The organism is Bradyrhizobium hipponense (assembly GCF_008123965.1).
In the GTDB taxonomy this organism is placed as follows: domain Bacteria; phylum Pseudomonadota; class Alphaproteobacteria; order Rhizobiales; family Xanthobacteraceae; genus Bradyrhizobium; species Bradyrhizobium hipponense.
Genome location: NZ_VSTH01000182.1, coordinates 1 through 19,404 on the forward strand (window position 1 = coordinate 1; position 19,404 = coordinate 19,404).

The window sequence follows — 19,404 nt, forward strand, 5'->3', positions numbered from 1 at the left end:
GCGGAGGAGCAGGCGCGGGAGCGGGAGCAGGTGGGGGCGTTGGCGGTGGCCTCGGAGGCGGAGTGGGCGCTAGTGCATCCGGGGGTCATGGCGGTGCTGGAGGACACGGCGGTGCGGGTGTCGGCCATGGGGTATCGAGCGCGACACCTGGCCACACGATGCAAACGACCTTTGCACCGCACGGGCGGGGGTCGCATCACGGCGCATCAACGTTCAGCCCAGGACACGCAATGCAAGCGGCTTTTCCAAATCCGCAAAATCGCGGCGCCGGCCACGGAGCTTCGAGCTTCGCTCCCAGTCGATAGCCGATACAACAACTGCAAAAGCCCCGGCGCGCCGGGGCTTTTGTTTTCGCGGGCAGGAATGTGATAGCCACTGGCCGACATTCCTTCTCCCCGCACCACACGACGATCCTGCGCGCAGCATCCGGTAGCCCAGACGGCATGCAGCACGGAAGAGATCAGGGCCAAATTGCGGTGCACTTAAATTAATGGCGAATTGAGTGCACCGTAATTCGGGTCATCTACGCGATCAGCTGCTTCGCCGCAGCCGAGATCATCACCAGCCCGCCGGTGATAACCGCGACATCGAGGATCGCGGTGTGGATGTGCACCGGCATCCGTTCGACGAAGGCTTTTGCGAGGAACGCGCCGGGGATCGCGATCCCGCCGATCAGCAGCGCGAAGGCGAGCACCTGCGCGGTCACGGCTCCCGCGAGGCCAAACACGGAGATCTTGATGAGGCCGGTGCCGAGCGAGATCATCGCATCGGTCGCGATCACGGCGGCGCCCTCGAGGCCCGCGGCCATCAGCAGCGAGAGCAGGATCACGCCGGAGCCGGACGTGCCGCCGACCAGCACGCCGTAACCGACCGAGCCGGCCGCAAGGCCGGTGTCGCCGATCTTGACCTCGTGGCGTCGGAGCACGCGGCGCAGCGGCACGCTGAGGATCAGCATCGAGCCGATCACGAGCGCTGCGCCGGCATTGGTGAGGCGCGTATAGCCGTAGGCGCCAAGCGCCGTCGTCAGCGCGGCACAGGCGAGCACGATCAGCGCGCGGCGGCGATCGGCATAGCGGAGATAGGCAATCGCACGGCTCGAATTGGTGAAGATCGCGGAGATCGCGATGATCGGCACCACCGGCTCGGCGCCGACGAGCGGCACCAGCACCAGCGGCATCAACGCGCCAGTGCCATAGCCGGCCAGACCACCGATAACGGACGCAAACAACGCCATCAACGCGACCAGCAGAAGCTGCAGAAGCGAGATATCGGCGAAGCCTGAGTCGATGTTCAATTTTTCTGATCGCGGCTGACGCGTACCGCAGCTTGATCTGCGATGGAAGCGAGCGCCGCCTCCTCCAGGGGAAAATCGGCCGCAAGCCAAGCGTCCTCGGCGAGCGTCAATACATGGCCGAGCGCAGGTCCTTCCGCCATGCCGCGCGCGATGAAATCGGCCGCCTTCAGCGGAAATTTCGGCGCGCTCCAGCGCTGCGGCAGCTCGGCTAGCGCGCGCCAGCGCGACGAGGTCACATCGCCGCCGGCCCGCGCCCAGGCCAGCAACACACGATCGTGATAACGCTCCGGACCCAGCCGATAGAGCAGCCGGCGCGCATTGGCCTCGTCCTTGGTGGCAAAGCGCCACCAGCGATGCCCCATCGAATCCAGCGCCTTGGCTTCGGCGTTGGCGAGCCTCAAGCGCGCGGCGACGCGCTTTGCATCCTCGGTCACCGCCACCGTCAGCGCGGCCAGGCGCCGGGTGACGCTCGCCGGCAGGCCGAGCGCGCGCTCGATCGCGATCATCGCCGATAGCGGCCCGGTATAGGCGACGCCGCCGATCAACGTTTGCAGCAATCCGCCTTCGGCCATCGCCAGCGCGGCTGCGGATGCGCCGCCCGCGACCAGCAGTTTCAGCATTTCCATGCGCACGCGCTCGGCCGACAGGTTCGCAAGACCCGCGCGTCCGCGGATGCAGGCGAGATAGCCGTCGCGATCGGGCTCGCCGGCGCCGAAGGCGGCGTGGATGCGGAAGAAGCGCAGGATGCGCAAATAATCCTCGGCGATGCGTTGGTCGGGATCGCCGATGAAGCGCACGCGGCGCGCTCTCGCATCCGCGATCCCGCCGACATAGTCGTAGACGACGCCCGCTGCATCGGCCGAGAGCCCGTTCATGGTGAAGTCGCGCCGCTCGGCGTCCCTGACCCAGTCGCGGCCGAAGGCGACCTTGGCTTTGCGGCCGAACGTCTCGGTGTCCTCGCGCAGCGTGGTGACTTCGTAGGGCCGCCCGTCGATAACGAGCGTGACGGTGCCGTGGTCGACACCGGTCGGCACGCTCTTGATGCCGGCAGCCCTGGCGCGCCGCATCACTTCCTCCGGCAGCGCCGTGGTCGCGATGTCGATGTCGCCGTGCGCCAAACCCAGAAGCGCGTTGCGTACAGCGCCGCCGACCACGCGCGCCTCCTCACCGTTGGCGTTGAGCAGCTGCAGGACGCGCGCCGTCCCGCCTGCGGTCAGCCAGGGCGCATCGGCAAGTAACGACTCCGCGCTCATCGGTTGGCCCTTATCTTTCTCTGCCCGGCACCAGCTTGCCGTTCTCGATATGGGCGGGAATATAGGTCGAATCCGGCGGGGCGCCGGAGAAATGCGCAAGGCCGACCAGCCCCACGATCACCAGAACCAGCGCTGCCAGGACAAGTCGTGCGACGATGGTGATCGGCCAGGACGATTGGACGAACAGTCCGGAACGGGTGGCGGCGAGAAACAACGCATAGACGACGAAGGGAATGAGGAAAATTCCGATCTCGGTCAGCACCGTCCGGATCATGACGAATAGATCCGCTCATACAGCACACGCAGCATCCCGGCCGTCGCGCCCCAGATGTAGCGTTCCGCAAACGGCATCGCGTAGTAGGACCGCTCCATGCCGCGGAATTCCTTGCTGTGCACCTGGTGGTTCGCCGGGTTCATCAGGAAGGATAGCGGCACCTCGAACGCATCATCAACCTCGGAATGGTTGATCGTCAGCTCGAATCCCGGCCGCACCCTGGCAACCGTCGGCAGGATGCGGAAGCCGAAGCCGGTGCCATAGAGATCGAGATAGCCGAGCGGCTCGACGAAGTCGCGCGACAGCCCGACCTCCTCCTCGGCTTCGCGCAGCGCCGCATCGAGCGGGGACGCATCGGTGGCGTCGATCTTGCCGCCGGGAAAGGCGATCTGGCCGGCATGGTCGTTCAGATGCGCCGAGCGCTGGGTCAGAAGAATGGTCGGCTCGGGGTGGTCGACCACCGCGATCAGGACCGCCGCCGGACGCACCGGCTGCTCGCGTGCAATGATCTCGAGCATCTTGTCGGTGCCGGGATCGCCCGAGGCCGGAATGATGTTGGGATCGTAGAGCGCGAGCGGAACGTCGAAGCGCAATCGCGCCCTAGAGCGAGCGAAGAAATCGGCCGCGCCGAGCGTGGCGGGATCGTTCTTCAGAATAGGCTTGTTCAAAGCGCGGCCCTCACCTGCGCCGCGTCGGCCATGGCGAAGAATTCGCCAGCCGACTCGACGCCGAACATCGGCTGGCCATCGACCATCCGCTCCTCGCCGATGTCAACCAGATCGTAATAGAGCGCGCGGGTGACCTTGGCCCAGAGATCGGCGCGCACGTGCAGATAGGGCGTCAGCCCGCCGTCCGCCGCCTGCTCGAAACGCAGCCGGTGCGCGGCATCGCAGGTGACCCACTCGTCGACATTGGTGCGGAAGCGGAGCACGCGATGATTGTCCTCGCCATCCTTCTGCATCTCGACCGCCATGAACGGCGCGTCCTCGACGCGGATGCCGACCTTCTCCACCGGCGTGACGAGAAAATGCTTGTCGCCTTCGCGCTTCAGGATGGTCGAGAACAGGCGGACCAGCGCCGGCCGCCCGATTGGCGTGCCCAGGTAGAACCATGTACCATCCTTGGCGATTCGCATGTCGAGATCGCCGCAAAACGGCGGATTCCACAGATGCACCGGCGGCAGGCCCTTTTTGGCGCCTTCGGCATTGGCAGCAGTTTTTGCGGCGGCAGTCAGCCCTTCGAGACCACGATCGGCACTCTGCCCTTGGTTCGCCATGGTTTGCCCTGACTTTGTCATGTGGTCATTTGGCACGATTGGTGCAGGTCTGACTTGTAAGTCTACGTTGTACATCGGTGCGCGGTTCCATCCCCGGATCAATGCGGTGTGGAGGTCGCCACTTCGTGATGCCCTACATATCCTTAAGCCGATAAGGTGGGGATAGGTTAATTCAACGAATACATGGCCTTCCTGCAAGTCTAGCATAGGGCCCATGATCTGACGCGATGAGATGATTTGACGACGCGAGCGAACCCGCGTGGCGGACTTTAAGGAGCTGACGGATGGCGGAGAGTGTCGAGAAACTCGAGGACGGTATCGTCCGTTCGGCCGAGCAGGTGTCCAGTCAAATTCGCGCTGCGAAGGAAGCGATCGCTTCCGTCATCTTCGGCCAGGATCGCGTGATCGAGAACACGCTGGTCACCATCCTCTCGGGCGGCCACGCGCTGCTGATCGGCGTGCCCGGCCTCGCCAAGACCAAGCTGGTCGAAACGCTCGGCGTCACGCTGGGCCTGGACGCCAAGCGCATCCAGTTCACGCCCGACCTGATGCCGTCGGATATTCTCGGCGCCGAAGTGCTCGACGAGAGCACCGCGGGCAAGCGCTCGTTCCGCTTCATCGCCGGCCCCGTGTTCGCGCAGCTGCTGATGGCCGACGAGATCAACCGCGCCAGCCCGCGTACGCAATCGGCGCTGCTCCAGGCCATGCAGGAGCAGCACATCACCGTGGCCGGCGCGCGTCACGACCTGCCGAAGCCGTTCCACGTGCTCGCGACGCAGAATCCGCTGGAACAGGAAGGCACCTATCCGCTGCCCGAAGCGCAGCTCGACCGCTTCCTGATGGAGATCGACGTCGACTATCCCGATCGCGACGCCGAGCGCCGCATCCTGTTCGAGACCACCGGCGCCGACGAGACGCTGGCGCGGGGATCAATGACCGCGGACGCGCTGATCACCGCGCAGCGGCTGATCCGCCGCCTGCCGGTCGGCGATTCCGTGGTGGAGGCCATCCTGTCGCTGGTGCGCGCGGCCCGTCCGGGTCCGGACAGCGGCGAGACCGGCAAGTTCATCGCCTGGGGACCTGGTCCGCGCGCCAGCCAATCTCTCATGCTCGCGGTGCGCGCACGCGCGCTTATCGACGGACGGCTCGCGCCTTCGGTCGACGACGTGCTCGACCTCGCCGAACCCGTGCTGAAGCACCGCATGGCACTGACGTTCCAGGCGCGCGCCGAAGGCCGAACCATTCCGGAGGTGATCCGGCAGTTGAAGACACGGATCGGTTGATGGCAGCGGAGAACGGGCACACGGCGAAGGAGATCATCGCGATCCGACGTGCCGATGGCGAAAGCCGCACGCTCGCCGCTTCGCTGCCGCGCCTGGTGCTCGAAGCCCGCCGTATCGCCGCCAATGTCATCCACGGCCTGCACGGCCGGCGCCGCGCCGGCTCCGGCGAAAATTTCTGGCAATACCGCCGCTTCGTCTCCGGCGAGCCGTCGCAGAACGTCGACTGGCGCCGGTCGGCGCGCGACGATCATCTCTATGTCCGCGAGCTTGAATGGGAAGCCTCGCACACGGTCTGGATCTGGCCCGACCGTTCGCCTTCGATGGCGTTCGCCTCGAAACAGTCGCGCGAGTCCAAGCTCGAACGCACGTTGATTGTTGCCTTCGCGCTGGCCGAGCTGCTTGTCGCCGGCGGCGAGCGCGTCGGAATCCCCGGCCTGATGGCCCCGACCGCAAGCCGCAGCGTCATCGACAAGATGGCTCAGGCGATGCTGCATGACGATGCCGAGCGGCCGAGCCTGCCGCCGTCGTTCGTCCCCTCGGCGCTGGCCGAGACCATCGTGCTGTCGGATTTCTGGTCGCCGATCGAAGAGATCAGGGCCACGGTTGCAGGCCTGTCCGGCTCCGGCGCCCATGGCACCCTGGTACAGGTCGTCGATCCCGCCGAAGAGTCATTTCCTTATTCCGGCCGCGTCGAGTTCGTCGAGCCCGAAGGATTCGGCGTCATCACCGCCGGACGCGCCGAGAGCTGGGCGCAGGATTACGCCGCGCGGCTCGCGTTGCACCGTGACCAGATCCGCGCCGAGACCAACAAGCTCGACTGGCTGTTCGCGACGCATGCGACCGACCGCTCGGCGGCCGAACTACTGCTGTTCCTGCATGCCGGCATGCAGGTGAGCAAGTCTGGCGCCCGCACCACGACGATCAAGGCGGGGCCAGCCGCATGATGGGATTGCCGCTCGCCTTCACCGAACCGCTGCTCCTGATCGGCCTCGTCAGCCTGCCGGTGCTGTGGTGGCTGCTGCGCGTGATGCCGCCGCGGCCGCGCCGCATCGAGTTTCCGCCGACACGGCTGTTGTTCGACATCGCCCAGCGGGAAGAGACGCCGTCGCGGACGCCGTGGTGGCTGACCGCACTGCGGCTCTTGGCTGCGGCTCTCGTCATTTTCGCCGCCGCCGGCCCGATCTGGAATCCGCAAGTCGGCACAGCCGGCAGCAAGGCGCCGCTGATGATCATGTTCGACGACGGCTGGAGCGCCGCATCGAACTGGGACATCCGGATCAGGGCCGCCGACGAGTTGATCGCCAATGCCGACAACGACCGCCGCGCCATCGCGCTGGTGCCGCTGTCCGAGCCGAACCGCGACATCACGCTGATGCCGGCCGGCGCCGCGCGCGTGGCACTGCGGCAGCTCGCGCCAAAACCGTATTCGATCGAGCGCGTCGAAACCCTCGCCGCGGTCGACCGGTTCCTGAAAGCCACCGGCGACTGCGAGATCGTCTGGCTGTCCGATGGCGTCGACACCGGCCGCGGCGAAGACTTCGTGCAGGGCCTCGGCAAGACCATCGGAGATCGCAGCCTGACGGTGTTCGAGGGCGGCACCTCCTCCCCGCTGGCGTTAGCCGCGGCCGAGAATGCGGCGGCGAAAATGACGGTGAAGGTGCTGCGCACCAACAGCGGCATCACCGCCGGCACCGTGCGGGCGCTGGACCAGAAGGCCTCGCCGATCGGCGAGGCGCGCTACAGCTTCGGCCCGCAGGACAAGGAAACCGAAGCGGCGTTCGATCTGCCGGTCGAGCTGCGCAACGACATCACCCGGCTCGAGATCTCCGGCGAGCGCTCGGCCGGCGCGGTGCAGCTGCTCGACAAGCGCTGGCGGCGGCGCGCCATCGGCATCGTCTCCGGTGCGACCAGCGAGACCGCGCAGCCGCTGCTGGCGCCGACCTTCTATCTCACCCGCGCGCTGGCTCCGTTCGCCGACGTACGGCTGGCGGACAAGGGCTCGCCGCAGCAGGGCATCACGCAGTTCCTCGACCAGAAGCTGCCGATGATCATCCTCGCCGATGTCGGCACCGTCGCGCCCGAGCTGCGCGAGCGCCTCAACGCCTGGATCGACCAGGGCGGCGTGCTGGTGCGGTTCGCAGGTCCAAGGCTCGCGCAGGCCGAAGACGATCTCGTCCCGGTCAAGCTGCGCAAGGGCGGCCGCACGCTCGGCGGCAGCCTGACCTGGGAGAAGCCGCAGCATCTCGCTACCTTCGCCGCCGATGGGCCCTTTGCCGGCGTGGCCGTGCCGAAGGACGTCACCGTGAGCCGGCAGGTTCTGGCCGAGCCGGACGCCGTGCTCGCCACCAAGAGCTGGGCGTCGCTGGAAGACGGCACGCCGCTGGTGACCGGCGAGCATCGCGCAAAGGGCCTGGTCAGCCTGTTCCACGTCAGTGCCGACATGCGCTGGTCGGATCTGCCGATGTCGGGCACCTTCGTCGAAATGCTGCGGCGGATCGTCGACATGTCCGGCTATACCGCCAAGCCCGGCGCAGGCGTTGCCAGCGAGGCGAGCACCGAGACGGTGGCACCGCTGCACATTCTCGACGGCTTCGGCGCCTTCGGCCCGCCGCCTGCCACTGCAAAGCCGCTGCCCGCGGATTATCGCGACCGCGCCACGCCCGATCATCCGCCGGGCTTCTATGGTCCGGCAGAAGGACCTCTCGCCGTGAACACGCTCGCCGCCGCCGACCGCATCGCAGCGCTCAACACCGCGAGCCTGCGCGCCCGGCACGCCACCTACACCAATGCCGAGCCACGGGACTTGCGCGGCTGGCTGCTGTCGACGGCGCTCGCGCTGTTCCTGATCGACGCCATCATCGTCGCGGTGCTGGGCGGCGGCCTCGCCGCGCTGCTGCGCCGCCGCGCCGCGCCGGCGATGATCATCGTCGGGCTGGTGCTTGCCGGCCTGTTGTCGTTGTCGCCGACACCGGCGCGCGCGGACAGTGCCGCGGACGAGTTCGCGATGAAGTCTGTGTCGCAGACCCGCCTCGCCTATGTCGTCACCGGCAATGCCGACGTCGATTCCATCGTCAAGGCCGGCCTGTCCGGACTGACGTTGTTCCTGGCGCAGCGCACGGCACTGGAGGCCGGCGATCCCGTCGGCATCGATCCCGCGCGCGACGAGCTCGCCTTCTTCCCGCTGATCTACTGGCCGATCGTGCCCGGCGCGCCGAAGCCGCCGCAGGACGCCATCAACAAGATCGACGCCTACATGAAGCAGGGCGGCACCGTGATCTTCGACACCCGCGACGCGGTCGAAGCGCCGCCCGGCGACAACGGCGCCTCGCAGACGCCGGGGATGCGGACGCTGCGCGAGATCCTGTCCTCGCTCGATGTGCCCGAGCTCGAGCCGGTGCCGCGCGAGCACGTGCTGACCAAGACCTTCTATCTCTTGCGCGACTTCCCCGGCCGCTTCAATTCCGGCCAGACCTGGGTCGAAACCTTGCCGCGCGAGGACGACGACGAGAGCGCGCAGCGTCCCGCGCGCGGCGGCGACGGCGTCTCGCCCATCATCATCACCTCGAACGATCTTGCCGGTGCCTGGGCGATCCGCCCCGACGGCCAGCCGATGCTGCCGCTCAGTCCGGGCGAGCCGCGCCAGCGCGAATTCGCCTTCCGCGCCGGCGTCAATATCGTGATGTACACGCTGACCGGCAACTACAAGGCCGACCAGGTCCACGCACCGGCCCTGATCGAGCGGCTGGGGCAATGATGCGGGGGTTGAATCTCGATACCCGCAAAAACGAAGCCGTCATGGCCGGGCTTGTCCCGGCCATCCACGCCGCCTTGCCACGCGGCACGAAGAACGTGGATGCCCGGCACAAGGCCGGGCATGACGATGCGGAGAGAGCATCGACATGAATTACGGCATCGCATTCACGCCGCTTGTTCCCGCGCTGGTCCTGTGGATCGCGCTCGCGGCGATCGTCGTCATCGCGCTCGTGCTGACGCTTGCGCGTGCGCGCGGCGCAGCCGTGCGCGTGGCCGCGCTGGCGCTGTTCCTGCTGGCGCTCGCCAATCCCTCCTTCACGCGTGAAGACCGCGATCCCCTCACCTCGATCGCCGCCGTCGTCGTCGACAAAAGCCCGAGCCAGAATTTCGGCAACCGCACCCGCGAAGCCGCGCAGGCGCAGGAGGCGCTGGTCGACAGCCTGAAGAAGATCAAGGGGCTCGAGGTCCGCGTCGTCGATGCCGGACAGGCCGATGGCGAAACCGACGGCACAAGATTGTTCGGTGCCCTCGCCTCCGCATTGGCGGACGTGCCGGTCGACCGCGTCGCCGGCGCCTTCCTGATCACCGACGGCCGCGTCCACGATATTCCGGCAAACGCCGCCGGGCTCGGCTTCCAGGCGCCGGTGCATGCGCTGATCACCGGACAGAAGGACGAGCGCGACCGCCGCATCGCGATCACGGCGGCGCCGCGCTTCGGCATCGTCGGCCAGAACCAGACCATCACCTATCGCCTCGACGACCAGGGCGTCTCTGGCGAGCGCGCCAAGGTCACGGTCCGCCGCGACGGCGAGGTCATCAACGAGCGCACGCTCTCGAGCGGCCAGAGCGCGAGCGTCGACGTCGACATCAAGCATGCCGGGCCGAACATCGTCGAGATCGAGGCCTCGCCGCTGGAGCGCGAGCTGACGCCGGTGAACAACCGCGCCGTCGTCGCCATCGACGGCGTGCGTGACAAGCTGCGCGTGCTGCTGGTCTCGGGCGAGCCGCATTCCGGCGAGCGCACCTGGCGCAACCTCTTGAAATCCGACGCCAGCGTCGACCTCGTGCACTTCACCATTCTGCGTCCGCCGGAGAAGCAGGACGGCACGCCGATCAACGAATTGTCGCTGATCGCGTTTCCGACCCGCGAGCTGTTCCAGCAGAAGATCAACGAATTCCAGCTGATCATATTCGATCGCTACGCCCGCCAGGGCGTGCTGCCGATCGCCTATTTCGACAACATCGCGCGCTATGTGCGCGGCGGCGGCGCCGTGCTGGTCTCGGCCGGGCCGGACTACGCCTCCAACACCAGCATCTGGCGCACACCGCTAGATTCGGTGCTGCCGGCCGAGCCGGTCGGCGTCACCGAGAAGCCGTTCTATGCGCATCTGTCCGACGTCGGCAAACGCCATCCCGTGACGCGCGGGCTGGAGGGCTCGGCGAGCGAGCCACCGCGCTGGAGCCGCTTCTTCCGCACCGTCGATACCCGCAACTCGGTCAACCCGCCGGTGATGACGGGCGTGGACGGCAAGCCGCTGCTGTTCCTGTCGCGCTTCGGTGAAGGTCGTGTCGCGCTGCTGCTCTCCGACCACATCTGGCTGTGGGCGCGCGGCTATGAAGGCGGCGGGCCGCATCTCGATCTGCTGCGGCGGATGTCGCACTGGCTGATGAAGCAGCCCGATCTCGATGAGGAAGCGCTGCGCCTCCAGGTGCAGGGCAAGGAACTGGTGGTGGTGCGCCAGACCATGTCGGACAGCGTCCAGCCTGTGAGCGTGACATCGCCGTCCGGCGTCTCGCGCGACCTCACGCTCAGCGCCGGCGACCCGGGCGAGTGGCGCGCCAGCCTGCCTGCGAACGAACTCGGATTGTGGCAGGCAACCGACGGCACGCTGAAGGCGCTGATCAATGTTGGCCCGACCAATCCGAAGGAGTTTTCGGAAGTCACCTCCACCACCGAGGCCTTGAGACCGCTGACGCAGGCAACCGGCGGCGACGCCGTGCGCGTGGTCGACGGCGCCAGCGTCGAGCTGCCTCGCGTGGTGCCGGTGCGCTCGGCCAGCGCCTTCCATGGCGACGGTTGGATGGGGGTCAGGATGCGCGACGCCAGCGTGGTGAAGGGCGTCGGCGTGCTGCCGATCTTCGCCGGCCTGATCGGGCTGTTGCTGCTGCTCGGCGCCTTCGCCGCGACCTGGGTCCGCGAAGGACGTTGATCTCCTCAGGCGTGACGGGATGAGAATCGCCTCGCGCTGCGACGGCGGTGCGTTCCCTCCCCCCTTGCGGGGGAGGGCTAGGGAGAGGGGTGGCCTAGGAAAAGATGCCGGTTGTTAGCGAAGCATCCAGTGTGTGGACGCGAGGGAAAGAGTCCCCGTGTGGCACCCCCTCCCTGCCCCTCCCCCGCAAGGGGGGAGGGAACGGAGAGAGCGCTGCTGTTGGCCGGAGTCTATTCGGCCTCACGCTCGCTAATCTCAATGCCAAAACAAAAGAGCCGGCCCATCGGGCCGGCTCTCGTCGTCTTGAAAACCGCTGCCGCGCTTACTTCACGAGCGTGTACTTGCCGTTCTTCACCGTGAGCAGGATGCGCGAACGGTCGTCGAGGCCGTAGCGGTCCTTTTCGGTGAAGTTGTAGACGCCCTGGCTCGCCGCCAGCTCCCTCTCCGACAGCAGCGCCTGCCGGATCGCCTCGCGGAATTCCGGGGTGCCCGGCTTGGCCGTCTTCAGCGCCGCCGGAATGATGCGCTTCAGGATCTCGAACGCATCGTAGGAATGGCCGGCGAACTGGCTGCGGCTGTTCGGACCGTATTTGGCTTCATACGCCGTGTTGAGCGCAAGGCCCGGCTTCTTGGTCGCTGCTTCATCCGGCTGGTCTTCGGGGTCCATCACCGGACCGGAGGCCATCAGTACGCCCTCCGCGGCTTTGCCGGCGATGCGGATGAAATCCATGCTGGCGGCACCATGGGTCTGGTAGATCAGGCCTTGATAGCCGCGCTCGCGCAGCTCGGTCTGCGGCAGTGCGGCTGCGGTGCCGGAGGCGCCGACCAGGATGGCGTCGGGATTGGCGGCGACGAGCTTCAGCACCTGTCCGGTGACCGAGGTGTCGGGGCGCGCAAAGCGCTCTTCGTCGACGATGGTGATGCCCATCGGGACTGCCTGGGCTTTCAGATCGTTGAACCAGAGGTCGCCGTAGCTGTCGGAATAGCCGATGTAGCCGAGGGTCTTCACCCCCTTGGCCTTCATGTGATCGTACAGCACCTTGCCCACGATCGGGATCGGCTGCGGCATTGCCACCGACCACTTCATGCGCTCCGGCGTGATCGGGAACGGCGCGAGGCCAAAATGCGGAATGCCGGCTTCGTTGGCGACGTTGGAGACCGCGATCGTCGGCGGCGTCAGCGCCGAACCCATGATGATGTCGGCCTTGGATTCGGTGACGAAGCGGCGGGCATTGGTGGTCGCTGTGGTGGGATCGCCGCCGTCGTCGAGCACGATCACTTTCAGCGGCACGCCGCCAATCTCCTTCGGCACGAACTCCAGCGCATTGCGCTCGGGGATGCCGAGCGCGGCGCCGGGGCCGGTCGTGGTGGTGGTGATGCCGATGGTGATTTCATTGGTCTGGGCCAGCGCGGGCAGCCCCGGCAGCGCAAGCGTGGCCGTGGCGATCGCGGCGGTCAGGCAAAAGCGTTTCATTTATTCCTCCCTTTACGTGTTTCTTTGAAAGCAGAAATCGGGGGGTAATTCAGCCCCGTCTTTGGATGGTGCGTCGATTTAGCTCCGGACCTAATTCTCCGTGAACTTGGCTACCATTTCCGCCGGAAACGGTGCCGATTTCAGCTTGTCGGGGTTAACGGGATCGCGGCCCACGAGGACGCGGGTCTCAAAACCCTCGATCGCCAGCGCCTCGCCCTTGTAGACGTTGTGCTTCACCTCGAAGCTCGAGCGCTTGATGCTCTCGATTCTAGTCTCGATGGTGATCCAGTCGCCATAGGTCGAGGGGATGTAGAACTTGGACCGCGTGTCGACCATGGGGATGCCGACCAGGCCGTATTTGTGGACCAGGTCCTGTTTGGAGAACCCGGCGACCTCGAACAGGATCGACGTCGAATCGTCGAACATCGCGAAATAACGCGGGTAGTAGACGATGTTGGCGGGGTCGCAATCACCCCACTGAATCTGTACGTCGCGCCGGTTCACGAACATGCGTCGCGCCCTACTTCATTGACCTTACTTCGGCGCCATGCGCAGCGAGCCGTCGAGCCGCACCACTTCGCCGTTCAGGTAGGTATTCTCGACCATGTGCAGCGCGAGCGCCGCAAACTCGTCGGCATGGCCGAGCCGGCGCGGGAAGGGGATCGCAGCGGCGAGCGAATCCTGGGCCTCCTGCGGCAGGTTGGCGAGCAGCGGCGTGAGGAACAAGCCGGGTGCGATGGTCAGCACGCGGACGCCGAACTGCGCGAGCTCGCGCGCGATTGGCAGCGTCATGCCGACGATGCCGCCCTTCGAGGCCGAGTAGGCCGACTGGCCGATCTGGCCGTCATAGGCGGCTACGGAAGCGGTGTTGATGATGACGCCGCGCTCGCCGGTTGCCTGCGGCTCCAGCTTGGACATCTCGGCTGCGGCGAGGCGCAGCATGTTGAAGGTGCCGATCAGATTGACCTTGATCACCTTGTCGAAATCAGCAAGGGCCATCGGCCCGTCGCGGCCGACCACGCGTTTTGCCACGCCGATGCCGGCGCAGTTGACCAGCACGCGCGCCGGGCCGTGCGCCTTCGTGGCCGCCGCAATGGCGGCTTCGGCGGAGGCGGCATCGGAGACGTCGCAGGTCACGGCCACGCCCTTGATCTCGGCGGCGACGCTCTCCGCGAGCTTGGCATTGAGATCGCACACCGCGACCCTGGCGCCCTGCGCCGCCAGCTTGCGCGCGGTTGCCGCGCCGAGCCCCGATGCGCCGCCGGTGACGATGACTGCCTGATCCTTCAACAACATGGCGTTCTCCTGTGGCGGTGTTTTGTTTAGCCGACCGATATCACACGGTCCGATGGATTGGCAGCATAGAGCTCCTCGATCAGGAGGCTGCGATGCTCTAGCACCGCGCGCTGGTTGATCGAGCCCTTGTCGGTGACCTCGCCCTTGTCGATCGACAGCGGCGTTTCCAAGAGGATCGCGCGGGTGATCCGCGTCGAGGAGCCGGTAGCGGAACCGAGGAAGGCGGTCAGGCGCTCGCGGAAGGCCTCGCGCACCAGGCGGTCGCGCGCGGTAACGGTGAGGTTGTCCGCCGGCAGCGTCGGGTTGACCAGCCGGCAGCCGTCGAGATCGAGCACCACCAGTGCGGAGACCTCGTCGCGGTTGATGCCGGCGATGACGACGTCACGCACCAGCGGCGCGCAGGCGGCTATGAGGCGCGCACGCAAGGGACCGACGCTGACCCAGGTGCCGCTCGCGAGCTTGAAATCCTCGCCGATACGGCCGTCGAAATCGAAGCCGGCATTGAAATCATCGGGATCGACCGGCTTGAGCGCATCGCCGAGCTTGTAGAAGCCTTCCTCGTCGAACGACTTTGCGGTGATGTCGGGCTGGCGCCAGTAGCCGGGCATCACGTTCGGTCCCTTGGCACGGACCTCGAGCTTGCCGTTGTTCGGCACCAGTTTTGCGTCATTGCCTGACACCGGGAGACCGACATGGCCGGAGCGGCTGGTGCGCGGATTGACCGACATGAAGAACGGCGCGGTCTCGGTGGCGCCAAGGCCGGTCAGCATCGGCACGCGGTAGCCCTTCTCCTTGACCGCAAGCTCGTCGAGGCTGTTCCAGATGAAGGGCGATAGCGCGGCGCCCGAGAAGAACATCGCGTGCAGGCGGTCGAAGAACTTTGCGCGCAGGCCCTGGTCGTCGCGCAGATAGGGCAGCAGCGATTCGTACCCCTTGGGGACGTTGAAATAGACCGTCGGCGAAATCTCCTGGAGATTGCGCACGGTCTCCTCGATGCCGCCGGGCACCGGCTTGCCGGCGTCGAGATACATCGAGCCACCGTTGTAGAGCGTCAGCCCGATATTGTGATTGCCGCCAAAAGTGTGATTCCAGGGCAGCCAGTCGATGATGACCGGCGGCTCGTCCTTCAGGAAGGCGAGCGTCTCGCGCAGCATCACTTGGTTGGCGCAGATCATGCGCTGGGTGTTGATGACGGCCTTGGGATTGCCGGTCGAGCCTGATGTCAGCAGGAATTTTGCGATCGTATCCGGCCCGATTTTCCCATGCACCGCGTCAAGATCGCTGCGGACCGGCGTCGCCATGAGGTCGGCGAGCATCGTGACGTCGCGCCCCGGCACGGTGCCGTAGGATGCGGCGATCTCGGTGCCAAGCGAGACGTTGGCGGACAGCGCATCGGCGAACTTGCCTGCGTCCTCGGCGAAGACGAGGCCGGGCGTCAGCAGCTTCATCAGGTAGGACAGCTTGCCGTAGTCCTTCGACACCAGCGAATAGGCCGGCGACACCGGGCAGAACGGAATGCCGGCGTAGAACGCGCCGAAGGCAAGCAGGGCATGGTCGATCGAGTTGCCGGAGAGGATCACCACCGGCCGCTCCGCCGACAGGCCGCGCTGGATCAGCGCCGATGCGATGTGCCGGCTTGCGGTCAACAGCTCGGCATAGCTGACATTGCGCCAGCCGCGGCCGGCCTCGCGCTCCGCCATGAAGACGCGGTCGGGCGTGGTCTTCGCCCAATGGTGCAGGCGGTCGGTGATGCGAACGGGATAGTCGCCGAGCGGCTGCTTCGGCCGCAGATAGATCGTGCCGTCCGCGCGCCGCTCGACGTCGACGACGGGATCGCCGAACGAAATGGGTCGCAGCGGGAAATTGCTCACGCCGCGCTCCGTGCTGGAAGAGGACGGCTGGGTGCTCATGACTTCGGCTTCACCTTGGCGGTCTTGTGCTCGAGGAACTCGCGGATCCTGCGTTTTGCCTCTTTGTCGCTCTGCGCCACCGTCGCCATCAGCGATTCCATCAAGAGGCCGGTCTGCGGGTTGGCTTCCGCGATCATCGGCAGCGCCTGGATCACGGCGAAATTCGTCAGCGGCGCGTTGGAGGCGACCTTGGTCGCAAGCTCCAGCGCCTTGCCGAGCCCGTTGCCGGCCTCCGTGACATATTGCGCGAAGCCGTAGGAGGCGCCCTCGGTCGCGGAATAGACCCGCCCGGTCAGCATCATGTCCATCATCCGCGCCACGCCGATCAGCCGCGGCAGCCGCACCGAGCCGCCGCCGCCGACGAAGATGCCGCGCTGGCCCTCGGGCAGCGCAAAGTAGGTCGAGGGCTCGGCGACGCGGATATGCGCCGCGCAGGCCAGCTCCAGCCCGCCGCCAATCACCGCGCCCTTGAGCGCCGCGATCACGGGCACGCGGCTGTACTGGATACGGTCGAATACGCGGTGCCACATCTGCGAATGCAGCAGCCCGCCGGTGGCGTCATGGTCCTGGAGTTCGGACAAATCGAGGCCGGAGGAGAAGTGATCGCCGATGCCGTGGATCACGACCGCGCCGATATCCTCGGGCAGGGACGCAAAGCACTCGCCGATTTCCAGGATAATGCCGTCATTCAGCGCATTGCGCTTGGCGGGGCGGTTCAGGCCCACGGTCAAAACCCTGTCCGCCCGCTCGATCCTGAGCAGCCCTGAGACCCCCGCGTTTGCGGTCTCGGCGTTTCCCTGTGTCATTTGCGTCCTTGTCAGAATAGTTATGTTGTATAACGAATTTCGGGGGAGTCAAGAAGGATAGGGCGAGTATAGGCCGCTCTGTGGGGCATTGGGCTGCCCGGCGTTCGCTCCGGCAGTCAGCGGATTACGAGTGCGTCTGGATACGCCGCCGTTGCGACATCCTCCGTCATTGCGAGCGCAGCGAAGCAATCCAGTCTCCCGCCGCGGAGACAGTCTGGATTGCTTCGCTTCGCTCGCAATGATGAGGTGGCAGCCTTCTCACATCACCTGATGCACCTCGATCACCACGCGGTCCGCATGCCGCGCGGCTGACGCCAAGAATATGTGCTGCATCAGCCAGCGGTACTTCTCATGCCCGGTCTCGAATCTGGGGAGTGCGGAAATAAATCAGCTTTGGGTCGACCGGCGTCGCCGATTTTCGCAGTGATGGTGAAGACGTATTTGGTTTCGAGCATGGGGGGCATCAGTCGCCTCCAATGTGAGAAGACAAACGGGTGCTGCTTTCCCTTCTCCCCTTGTGGGAGAAGGTGGCGCGAAGCGCCGGATGAGGGGCCTCTCTCCACCAGCGAGCTTGCGGAGAGAGACCCCTCACCCGCCGAGCTTCGCTCGGCACCCTCTCCCACAAGGGGAGAGGGGAAGGGAGCTCGCCTGGACGAAATAAGCAAGCGGTCTCTCAATGCGCCATCATGCGCGTCGGCAGCCACGTCGCCAGCAATGGAAACGCGATCAGGATCACGAGGCGCACGAGGTCCGTTGCCACGAACGGGATCACGCCTTTGAAGATGGTCGAGAAGGACACGTCCTTCACCACGCTCTTGATGACAAAGACGTTCATGCCGACCGGCGGATGGATCAGGCCGAGCTCGACCGTCATGACGATGATGACGCCGAACCAGATCGGGTCGAAACCGAGATGCATGATGACGGGGAAGATGATCGGCACCGTGAGGATGATCATCGCCATGGCGTCCATCAGGCAGCCGAGCACGAGATACATCACCATGATCAGCGCCAGCACGCCGTAGGCGCCGAGGCCGAGGCCGGTCAGGAATTCCGTCACCTTCTGCGGGGTCTGCGTCACCGTGAGGAAATAGCCGAAGATCAAGGCGCCGATCAGCACGGTGAACACGGCGGCCGCGGTGCGCGTCGCCTGCAGCAGGGAAGCCAAAATCTTTTCGCGGTCGAGCCGCCCCGTCAGCACGCCGATGATGAAGGCGCCGGCGGCGCCGACACCGCCGGCTTCGGTTGGCGTGAAGCGCGGCAGGAACGGCAGGCCGTAGAGGCCGCCGATGACGAAGACGAACAGCAGCACGGGCGCCCAAATGTCCTTCAATCCGGCAAAGCGCTCGCGCCACGGCAGCAACTTGCCCTTGGGCAGGAAGTCGGGGCGGAAATAGCCGATCAGGCCGATCGTGATCATGTACATGGTCATCGCCAGCAGGCCCGGGATGATGCCGGCGATGAACAGCTTGCCGATGTCCTGCTCGGTGATGATGCCGTAGACCGCAAGCACGGTGGAGGGCGGCAGCATTGCGCCCAGGGTGCCGCCGGCTGCGATCACGCCGGTGGCAAAGGATTGCGGATAGCCGAAGCGGCGCATCTCGGGATAGGCGACCGCGGAAAAGGTCGCGGCGGTCGCGACCGACGAGCCGCAGATCGCGGCGAAGCCGCCGCAGGCGCCGACGGTGGCAATGCCGAGCCCGCCGCGCAGGTGTCCGACGAAGCCGTTGGCGGCACGGAACAGCTCGCGGCTCATGCCGGAATTGCTGACGAAGGAGCCCATCAGCAGGAACATCGGGATGACGCCGAAGGTGTAGTCGGTGACCGTGCGCATCGAGGTCTGGCCGACCAGCTTCAGCGCCGGCGTGGCGCCGACAAGATAGCTGAAGCCGGAGACGCCGACGAGCCCCATCGCCATGCCGACGGGCACGCGCAGCAGCATCAGGGCGAACAGGGAAACGAAGCCGAGAACGGCGACGGCATCGGTGCTCATGTTTACTCCGTCGCCTTCAGCTTGGGGTCATGCATTTCTTCGGGGTGGAAGATCAGCCGGTAAGTGCGGATCGCGATCAACAGCACGGCGGAGACGTCGCCGATCCAGGCGATCGCGAAGAACGGCCAGGTCGGCATGTGCATGTCGAAGGTCTGGACGTTGTCGTTGTAGGTGCCGCGCACCTTGTCGAACAGGGTCCAGGTCTGCACGGAGACGACGAACAGCAGCACCAGCGTTGCGAACACGTCGATCCAGCGCTGGTAGCGCGGCCCGACATTGGCCCAGACGAGGTCAACGGTGATGTGGGTGCCGCGATAGGAGGTCGCGGCGATGCCCCAGAAAATGAGGATTCCGAGCAGCATGCGTCCGATGTCGAAGCTGTCCGGAATCGAATAGTTCAGCGTGTTGCGCAGCAGCACCGACAGGAAGATGTCGAGCGCGACAATGCCGACAAAGCCGGCCGCGATCCATTCGATCGAATCGATAACGCGATCCATCCAGCCGCGCTTCATGGGTGTGTCCTGCTCAAGATGAGTACGAGTTGCATCAACAGCGGTGCTGCGCTCCCTCTCCCGCTTGCGG

General features: G+C 65.9%; 18 protein-coding genes and 1 pseudogene. 6 read left to right on the top strand and 13 right to left on the bottom strand.

Going from position 1 to position 19,404, the window contains the following annotated elements:
- The coding region (locus FXV83_RS43640; protein WP_210250787.1) for a hypothetical protein at positions 1-369 on the top strand (369 nt) is incomplete at its 5' end.
- 154 nt (positions 370-523) lie between these two features.
- Here FXV83_RS43640 and FXV83_RS38105 read toward each other — a convergent pair.
- From FXV83_RS38105 to FXV83_RS38125, 5 genes are read right to left on the bottom strand one after another with little or no spacing between them, the layout of a single operon-like run.
- Entirely contained in the window at positions 524-1,294 is a 771-nt protein-coding gene (locus FXV83_RS38105) for a sulfite exporter TauE/SafE family protein (RefSeq protein WP_148745018.1), read from the bottom strand.
- Entirely contained in the window at positions 1,291-2,547 is a 1,257-nt protein-coding gene (locus FXV83_RS38110) for a CCA tRNA nucleotidyltransferase (protein ID WP_148745020.1), read from the bottom strand. Before FXV83_RS38110 ends, FXV83_RS38105 begins: the two co-directional genes overlap by 4 nt.
- 10 nt (positions 2,548-2,557) lie before the next feature.
- The gene (locus FXV83_RS38115; protein ID WP_148745022.1) at positions 2,558-2,821 is read right to left on the bottom strand and encodes a DUF6111 family protein; all 264 of its coding nucleotides are present in this window, start codon (positions 2,819-2,821) and stop codon (positions 2,558-2,560) included.
- Entirely contained in the window at positions 2,818-3,489 is a 672-nt protein-coding gene (locus tag FXV83_RS38120) for a CoA pyrophosphatase (protein ID WP_148745024.1), read from the bottom strand. Before FXV83_RS38120 ends, FXV83_RS38115 begins: the two co-directional genes overlap by 4 nt.
- Entirely contained in the window at positions 3,486-4,097 is a 612-nt protein-coding gene (locus FXV83_RS38125) for a DUF1285 domain-containing protein (RefSeq protein ID WP_187436455.1), read from the bottom strand. Before FXV83_RS38125 ends, FXV83_RS38120 begins: the two co-directional genes overlap by 4 nt.
- 284 nt (positions 4,098-4,381) lie before the next feature.
- On the opposite strand from FXV83_RS38125, the gene FXV83_RS38130 reads away from it, so the two are divergent.
- Genes FXV83_RS38130 through FXV83_RS38145 form a run of 5 tightly spaced genes read left to right on the top strand, consistent with a single transcriptional unit; the run spans position 4,382 to position 11,343 of the window.
- Positions 4,382-5,380 carry an AAA family ATPase gene (locus FXV83_RS38130; protein WP_148745028.1) on the top strand — a complete coding sequence of 333 codons (999 nt, stop codon included), beginning with the start codon at positions 4,382-4,384 and terminating at the stop codon, positions 5,378-5,380.
- Positions 5,380-6,324, top strand: coding sequence for a DUF58 domain-containing protein (locus tag FXV83_RS38135; RefSeq protein WP_148745030.1), 945 nt, complete (start codon positions 5,380-5,382; stop codon positions 6,322-6,324). The genes FXV83_RS38130 and FXV83_RS38135 overlap by 1 nt, the downstream gene beginning before the upstream one ends.
- Positions 6,321-9,134, top strand: a complete 2,814-nt coding sequence (locus FXV83_RS38140) for a DUF4159 domain-containing protein (RefSeq protein WP_148745032.1) — start codon at positions 6,321-6,323, stop codon at positions 9,132-9,134. The genes FXV83_RS38135 and FXV83_RS38140 overlap by 4 nt, the downstream gene beginning before the upstream one ends.
- An 8-nt stretch (positions 9,135-9,142) precedes the next feature.
- Positions 9,143-9,283 carry a hypothetical protein gene (locus tag FXV83_RS43290; RefSeq protein WP_187436456.1) on the top strand — a complete coding sequence of 47 codons (141 nt, stop codon included), beginning with the start codon at positions 9,143-9,145 and terminating at the stop codon, positions 9,281-9,283.
- Positions 9,280-11,343, top strand: a complete 2,064-nt coding sequence (locus FXV83_RS38145; protein ID WP_148745034.1) for a hypothetical protein — start codon at positions 9,280-9,282, stop codon at positions 11,341-11,343. Before FXV83_RS43290 ends, FXV83_RS38145 begins: the two co-directional genes overlap by 4 nt.
- 322 nt (positions 11,344-11,665) lie before the next feature.
- Here the strand turns inward: FXV83_RS38145 and FXV83_RS38150 are convergent, their stop codons facing one another.
- The 8 genes and pseudogenes from FXV83_RS38150 to FXV83_RS38185 all read right to left on the bottom strand — a co-directional run bounded on the left by FXV83_RS38150 (position 11,666) and on the right by FXV83_RS38185 (position 19,334).
- The gene (locus tag FXV83_RS38150; RefSeq protein WP_148745036.1) at positions 11,666-12,817 is read right to left on the bottom strand and encodes an ABC transporter substrate-binding protein; all 1,152 of its coding nucleotides are present in this window, start codon (positions 12,815-12,817) and stop codon (positions 11,666-11,668) included.
- A gap of 90 nt (positions 12,818-12,907) precedes the next feature.
- The gene (locus FXV83_RS38155; RefSeq protein ID WP_148745038.1) at positions 12,908-13,327 is read right to left on the bottom strand and encodes an acyl-CoA thioesterase; all 420 of its coding nucleotides are present in this window, start codon (positions 13,325-13,327) and stop codon (positions 12,908-12,910) included.
- 24 nt (positions 13,328-13,351) lie between these two features.
- Positions 13,352-14,113, bottom strand: a complete 762-nt coding sequence (locus FXV83_RS38160; RefSeq protein WP_148745039.1) for an SDR family NAD(P)-dependent oxidoreductase — start codon at positions 14,111-14,113, stop codon at positions 13,352-13,354.
- A 26-nt stretch (positions 14,114-14,139) separates the two neighbouring features.
- Positions 14,140-16,023, bottom strand: coding sequence for a feruloyl-CoA synthase (locus tag FXV83_RS38165; protein WP_148745041.1), 1,884 nt, complete (start codon positions 16,021-16,023; stop codon positions 14,140-14,142).
- Positions 16,020-16,829 carry a crotonase/enoyl-CoA hydratase family protein gene (locus FXV83_RS38170; RefSeq protein WP_148745043.1) on the bottom strand — a complete coding sequence of 270 codons (810 nt, stop codon included), beginning with the start codon at positions 16,827-16,829 and terminating at the stop codon, positions 16,020-16,022. The genes FXV83_RS38165 and FXV83_RS38170 overlap by 4 nt, the downstream gene beginning before the upstream one ends.
- A gap of 258 nt (positions 16,830-17,087) precedes the next feature.
- Positions 17,088-17,247: pseudogene (locus FXV83_RS38175) on the bottom strand (DUF3237 family protein); the annotation flags it as partial.
- A 255-nt stretch (positions 17,248-17,502) separates the two neighbouring features.
- On the bottom strand, positions 17,503-18,822 hold the full coding sequence (locus tag FXV83_RS38180; RefSeq protein ID WP_148745045.1) for a TRAP transporter large permease: 1,320 nt from the start codon (positions 18,820-18,822) through the stop codon (positions 17,503-17,505).
- Between the two features lie 2 nt (positions 18,823-18,824).
- Positions 18,825-19,334, bottom strand: coding sequence for a TRAP transporter small permease (locus tag FXV83_RS38185; protein WP_148745047.1), 510 nt, complete (start codon positions 19,332-19,334; stop codon positions 18,825-18,827).
- Between the last annotated feature and the right edge of the window lie 70 nt (positions 19,335-19,404).